Annotated in this window: 4 protein-coding genes; 3 read left to right on the top strand and 1 reads right to left on the bottom strand. The window is 60.0% G+C overall.

The window, feature by feature from the left end; all coding sequences use genetic code 11:
• Nucleotides 1–213: hypothetical protein (locus tag PMI38_RS27415; protein ID WP_238540155.1), on the top strand; the 213-nt coding region annotated here is incomplete at its 5' end.
• Nucleotides 125–1,624 (top strand): lytic transglycosylase F, encoded by a 1,500-nt coding sequence (locus PMI38_RS03635; protein ID WP_008090840.1) that lies wholly within the window; start codon nt 125–127, stop codon nt 1,622–1,624. The genes PMI38_RS27415 and PMI38_RS03635, both read left to right, overlap by 89 nt.
• A gap of 229 nt (nt 1,625–1,853) precedes the next feature.
• Here the strand turns inward: PMI38_RS03635 and PMI38_RS03640 are convergent, their stop codons facing one another.
• Nucleotides 1,854–2,345 carry a GNAT family N-acetyltransferase gene (locus PMI38_RS03640; protein ID WP_008090841.1) on the bottom strand — a complete coding sequence of 164 codons (492 nt, stop codon included), beginning with the start codon at nt 2,343–2,345 and terminating at the stop codon, nt 1,854–1,856.
• Between the two features lie 546 nt (nt 2,346–2,891).
• Between PMI38_RS03640 and PMI38_RS03645 the strand changes: the two genes are divergently transcribed.
• On the top strand, nt 2,892–4,796 hold the full coding sequence (locus PMI38_RS03645) for a M14 family metallopeptidase (RefSeq protein ID WP_008090842.1): 1,905 nt from the start codon (nt 2,892–2,894) through the stop codon (nt 4,794–4,796).
• Nucleotides 4,797–5,042 lie beyond the last annotated feature (246 nt).

The following is a 5,042-nucleotide window of genomic DNA, read 5'->3' on the forward strand; positions in this document are numbered from 1 at the left end:
CTTGCCGGCGATGAGGCCGAACCAGATTCCGAATCAACGGTCGGTCGTGAACGGGCTCTACGCAACGACTCGGGTGAGGATTTGAGCTATACCCTGATATGGCTAAACCCGGCGGGTGAATGTCATGAACAAACAGCCAAACAGATTTCAGCATTTCCTCTTTTGCCTGTTGCTGTTACTGCCTTTTTCCCTGAGCGCGGCCCCATCGACTGAACTGCCGAGCGTCGAACTGACCCCGGCTGAAGAGGCGGAAGTTCAAAAGCTTGTCTTGCCGATACCCGAGAACTGGATCGGGGACTTCGAAGGCATGCGCCAGCGCCGCTTGATACGGGTACTGGTGCCCTACAGCAAGACCTTCTTCGAGCTGGACCGCGGCCGCCAGCGGGGCCTGAGCTTCGAGCTGGGCAAGGGCCTGGAGGCTTGGCTGAACAAGACCCAGCCCTATCCGAAAAAGTCCATGCAATGGCGGGTGATGTTCATCCCCACGAGCCGTGACCAGTTGATGCCGAACCTGATCAAGGGCGTTGGCGATATTGCCGCCGGTGGCCTGACCATCACCGAAGAGCGTCTGAAGAACGTCGACTTTTCCGCCCCGTTTGCTGTGGACATCCCGGAGATTCTGGTCACCGCCCCAGGTAGCAAGCCCTTCGAGAAGGTCGAGGACCTGTCGGGCCAGGCGGTCACCGTGCGCGCCTCCAGCAGCTACCACGAACACCTCAAGGCGCTGAACGCCACGCTGGCGGAAAAGGGCCTGGCACCGATCGACATCAAGGCCGCCGATGAGAACCTGGAGTCAGAGGACCTGTTGCAGATGGTCAACGCCGGTCTGCTCAATGCCACGGTGGTTGACCGCTACATCGCGCGGATCTGGGCGCCGCTGTACACCGACATGGTTATTCACGACCAGCTCTTCCTGCACGAGAAGTCCGAATTCGCCTGGGCCATCCGTCAGGGCAGCCCGCAGTTGAAGGACCAGCTCGCGCGCTTCGTGCAGACCCACAAGGTCGGCACGGCGTTCGGTAACAGCTTGCGTACCAAGTACGTCACCAACAGCAGCAAGCGCGTGCTCAACGCTACCTCCGAAGAGGAAATGAAGAAATTCCAGGCCATGGTGGAGATCTTCAACCGCCACGCCGGCACCTACGGCTTCGACCACCTGATGCTCATGGCCCAGGGTTTCCAGGAGTCGCAACTTGACCAGGGCGCCCGCAGCCACCGAGGCGCAGTGGGCGTGATGCAGCTGTTGCCCACCACCGCGAAGGACCCCTCCGTCGGCATCGAGGGCATCGACAAGAGCGCCGACCGGAACATCGAGGCCGGTAGCAAATACATGCGCCTGCTCGCAGACAAGTACCTCGACGACCCGCAACTGACCCAGATGAACCGCACCCTGATGACCTTCGCCGCCTACAACGCAGGCCCCGGCAACCTGCGCAAGTTCCGTGCGCTGGCGGAAAAGTCGGGGCTTAACAAGAACGTCTGGTTCGGCAACGTCGAACAGGCTGCCGCCCAGGTGGTGGGCCGGGAAACCGTGGATTATGTGGGCAACATCTACAAGTACTACGTGGCCTACAAGTTGGTCGAAGAGAAAGCCGGGGGCAAACCGCCATTTCCTGCACAATGATGGCACTCATCGCCGGCAAGCCGGCTCCCACAGAGGCATCACCAGCCCCCAGGCTTACTTGGTGCCTGTGGGAGCCGCGCTTGCCGGCGATGGGCCGCGAAGCGGCCCCAACATCCAGATGTCTACTTTGAGTCGATAGCGGCCACTCTCGACTGACTGCTTTCGACCCGAAGCAGCCTTTCATCAACAGCTGGAATCGGCGACCAGGCTCATGAGATAGGCAGTCAAATCACGAAACGGTTTTCGCCATTTCAGATGTATTCGCCCAGCCCAGTCCTTCATACACCGGCTTGCCGGCCTTGGTCGCGTGTAGCACGGCAAAACTCATTCCGCGTTGCGCAAACTCGGCTTCAGCCAACTTCATCAGGGTTGAAGCCAAGCCCCGGCGCCGGTAAGCAGGTTCGACGAAAACATTTAGCACATAGCCGCGCTGGTCTAAGGCCGGATGGGACGGATGAGGTGGCCAGTCGATATTCATCAGACCTATCGCCGCCACAGGCTGCCCCGTGTCCATCAGCGCAAAACCGTAGTAGCGGCCATCGAATAGGCGCTGGTGCAACCAGGGCCGGAAGTGCTCAGTCATCACCCGCAACTCCGATGGGTCTCCTCCCGCCTCAAGGAACATCGTTTCACGGTGCACACAAATGATCTCACGGTCATTTGGCCCTAGCCGACGGGCCGTCAAGCCTGAAAAATCGATGTTGCCGGGAATCTCTTTCATCGTATGCACCTGGACGGAGCGGCCGATGGTAGGGCGGTCAATGGGAGAATGTTAGACACAGATTGAATAAAAGCGCGCCATACAGTGATCGCGGCGCACGCATCCGCTCTTCAACGGATACGCTACGACTTCAACGCTGGTCATGGCATGTACGCCCTAGAGCGTAGCTAAGCACTCCGAAGCTGTTGATCGGGACGACATTGTTGGATGATTGTTTTTGACCGCTTTTGGCCGAATGCAGCCCCTTGCGAGCGTCAGCAATGGGTCGATTGTGGTCTCTCGCGGCTGACCGTTTTCGACCCATAGCTGCACCTGTCGAAAGTGCTGTTGCCAGTGCTGGCCTCATCGCCGGCAAGCCGGCTCCCACAGTTGTATCACCAGCTCCCAGGCTTAGGTTGTGCCTGTGGGAGCCGCGCTTGCGGGCGATGGGCCGCGAAGCGGCCCCAACATCAATGGCGCTTTTCAGCCTCTCGTCTAATGTGTTTGACGTGCCGTTTGCATGAAACATCTGGAAAAGGCACTACTCGCAAAGAAAGGAGTCTGACCATGCGATATCCCATTTCCTGCTCGTTGCTTGGCACCCTGCTGTACACCGCTAGCCTTTCGACCCTGGCGGCCCTGCCGAGCGCTCCGGCCTACGTGGATGACAGTGGCTATCCCGCTGCCGCGAAGCAGCGCATCCTGCCGCCGATGTTCGAGCAGAAGCTGACCAGTACCCAGTTCATCGCCAAGTCCGACAACCCGCTGATCACGCTCGCCGAGTCCAGCAACTTCGGGCAAACCACCAACTACACCGAAACCCGCGGCTACATGGAAAAGCTGGCCGCCGCGTCCGGTGGGAGAATCGTGCTCAGCGAACTGCCGGAGAAGAGTGCCGAGGGCCATCCGATGATGCTGGCGACCGTCTCTACCGAGGTCGACAAGTCGCCGGCGGGGCTGAACAAGTCGGGCAAGCCGACCCTTTTCATCGAGGCGGAAATCCATCCTGGCGAAGCCAACGGCAAGGATGCGATGTTCATGCTGCTGCGCGACATGACCACTGGCGACAAGACGCTGGCGGGCCTTCTCGACAAGGTCAACATTCTCTTCATCCCTACCGTCAATATCGACGGCGACCTGCGCAAGAGCCCCTATGGGCGGATCAACCAGAACGGCCCAGCCGAGACCGGCTGGCGGGTCAACGGGCTGAACTACAACCTCAACCGCGACTTCACCAAACTCGACAGCGCGGAAATCCGCAACGTTGCCTGGGTGTTCAACAACTACGACCTGAGTTTCTTCGTCGACACCCACTCCACCGACGGTGCCATGTATCCTTACGACAGCTCTTACTGCAACAACGGCAATGGTTGGTCGCCGGCCAGCAGCGAGTGGATGGACCAGGTCATGCGCGCGCCGGTGTACAAGGCGCTGGAGGGGCATGGCCACGTGGTCCATGAGTGCATCAGTTTCAACGACAACCAGGACCCCACCCAGGGCTACTACCCATACCGCAGTGACCTGGCGCGGTTCTCCAACCAGTACGGCGACATCCGCAGCGTGCCTTCGATCCTCATCGAGCAGCACGCGCTGCATCCATACGAGACCCAGGTACTGGGCAACTACGTGATGCTCAAAGCGATGTTTCAGGTGATCGGCGACCAGGCTGCTTCTCTGAAGGAAGCCATCGACAAGGATCGCAAGCGTCTGCTGGCACAGCAGGACGTGATCCTCACCTGGAAGCCCGGCAAGGACGAAACCATTCCGTTCACTGTGGGCGACTACCGCTTCGAGGAATCGCCGATCACCGGCAAGAAAACCATCGTCTGGAGCAACAAACCCAAGCAACTGAAGGTGCCGGTGACCGGCAACACCGAGCCGGACCTGGTGACCAAACGGCCAAAGCAGTACATCGTGCCGGTGCAGTGGAAGGCGGTGATTGATCGCCTGAAGGCTCATGGCATCAAGATGAAGACGTTGGACGCACCGACACCAATCGCCGTGACACTGTATCGCATGGATGACATCAAGGTTTCTGGTGGCTTCGAGCCGGACCGCGCGCAGCCGAACGAAATTCCTGGGTATGAAGGGCACTTGCTGGTGAGCGGCAAGGCCAAGCCGTTCCAGCGCCTGCAGACCTTCCCGGCCGGTTCGGTGGTTATCGATACCGACCAGCCGCTGGGTGTGCTGGCCGTGAACCTGCTGTACCCGGAAAGCCCGGATTCGTTTTGGTCCTGGGGCTTCTTCAACTCGACCTTGGTGGTGGCCGAGGAGCCTGAGGAATACGTGATGGAGCCGATGGCGCGCAAGATGCTCGCGGACGATCCGAAGCTGAAGGCTGAATTCGAGAAGAAGCTCAAGGAAGACGAGAAGTTCGCCGCCAATCCGGGAGAGCGGTTGCAGTGGTTCTACCAGCGCACGCCGTTCTATGACGTGAATGCCTTCGTTTATCCAGTGGGGGCGGTGTTCTGAACTGATGCTTCTGAGGGGGCGCAATTGATCGTAGCCGCCTCCACCGGGTGGGGGCCGCATCGCCGGCAAGCCGGCTCCCACAGGAGGATCACCAGCCCCCAGGCTTGCGTTGTGCCTGGGGGAGCCGCGCTTGCCGGCGATGGGCCGCGAAGCGGCCCCAACATCCAGGTGTCTGCTTTGGGACGATAGCGGCCACGTTCGGCCACCTGTGCAAAGTGCTGTTGGCAGTGCCGGCCTCATCGCCGG

Origin of the sequence: Pseudomonas sp. GM84 (assembly GCF_000282535.1) — a bacterium.
In the GTDB taxonomy this organism is placed as follows: domain Bacteria; phylum Pseudomonadota; class Gammaproteobacteria; order Pseudomonadales; family Pseudomonadaceae; genus Aquipseudomonas.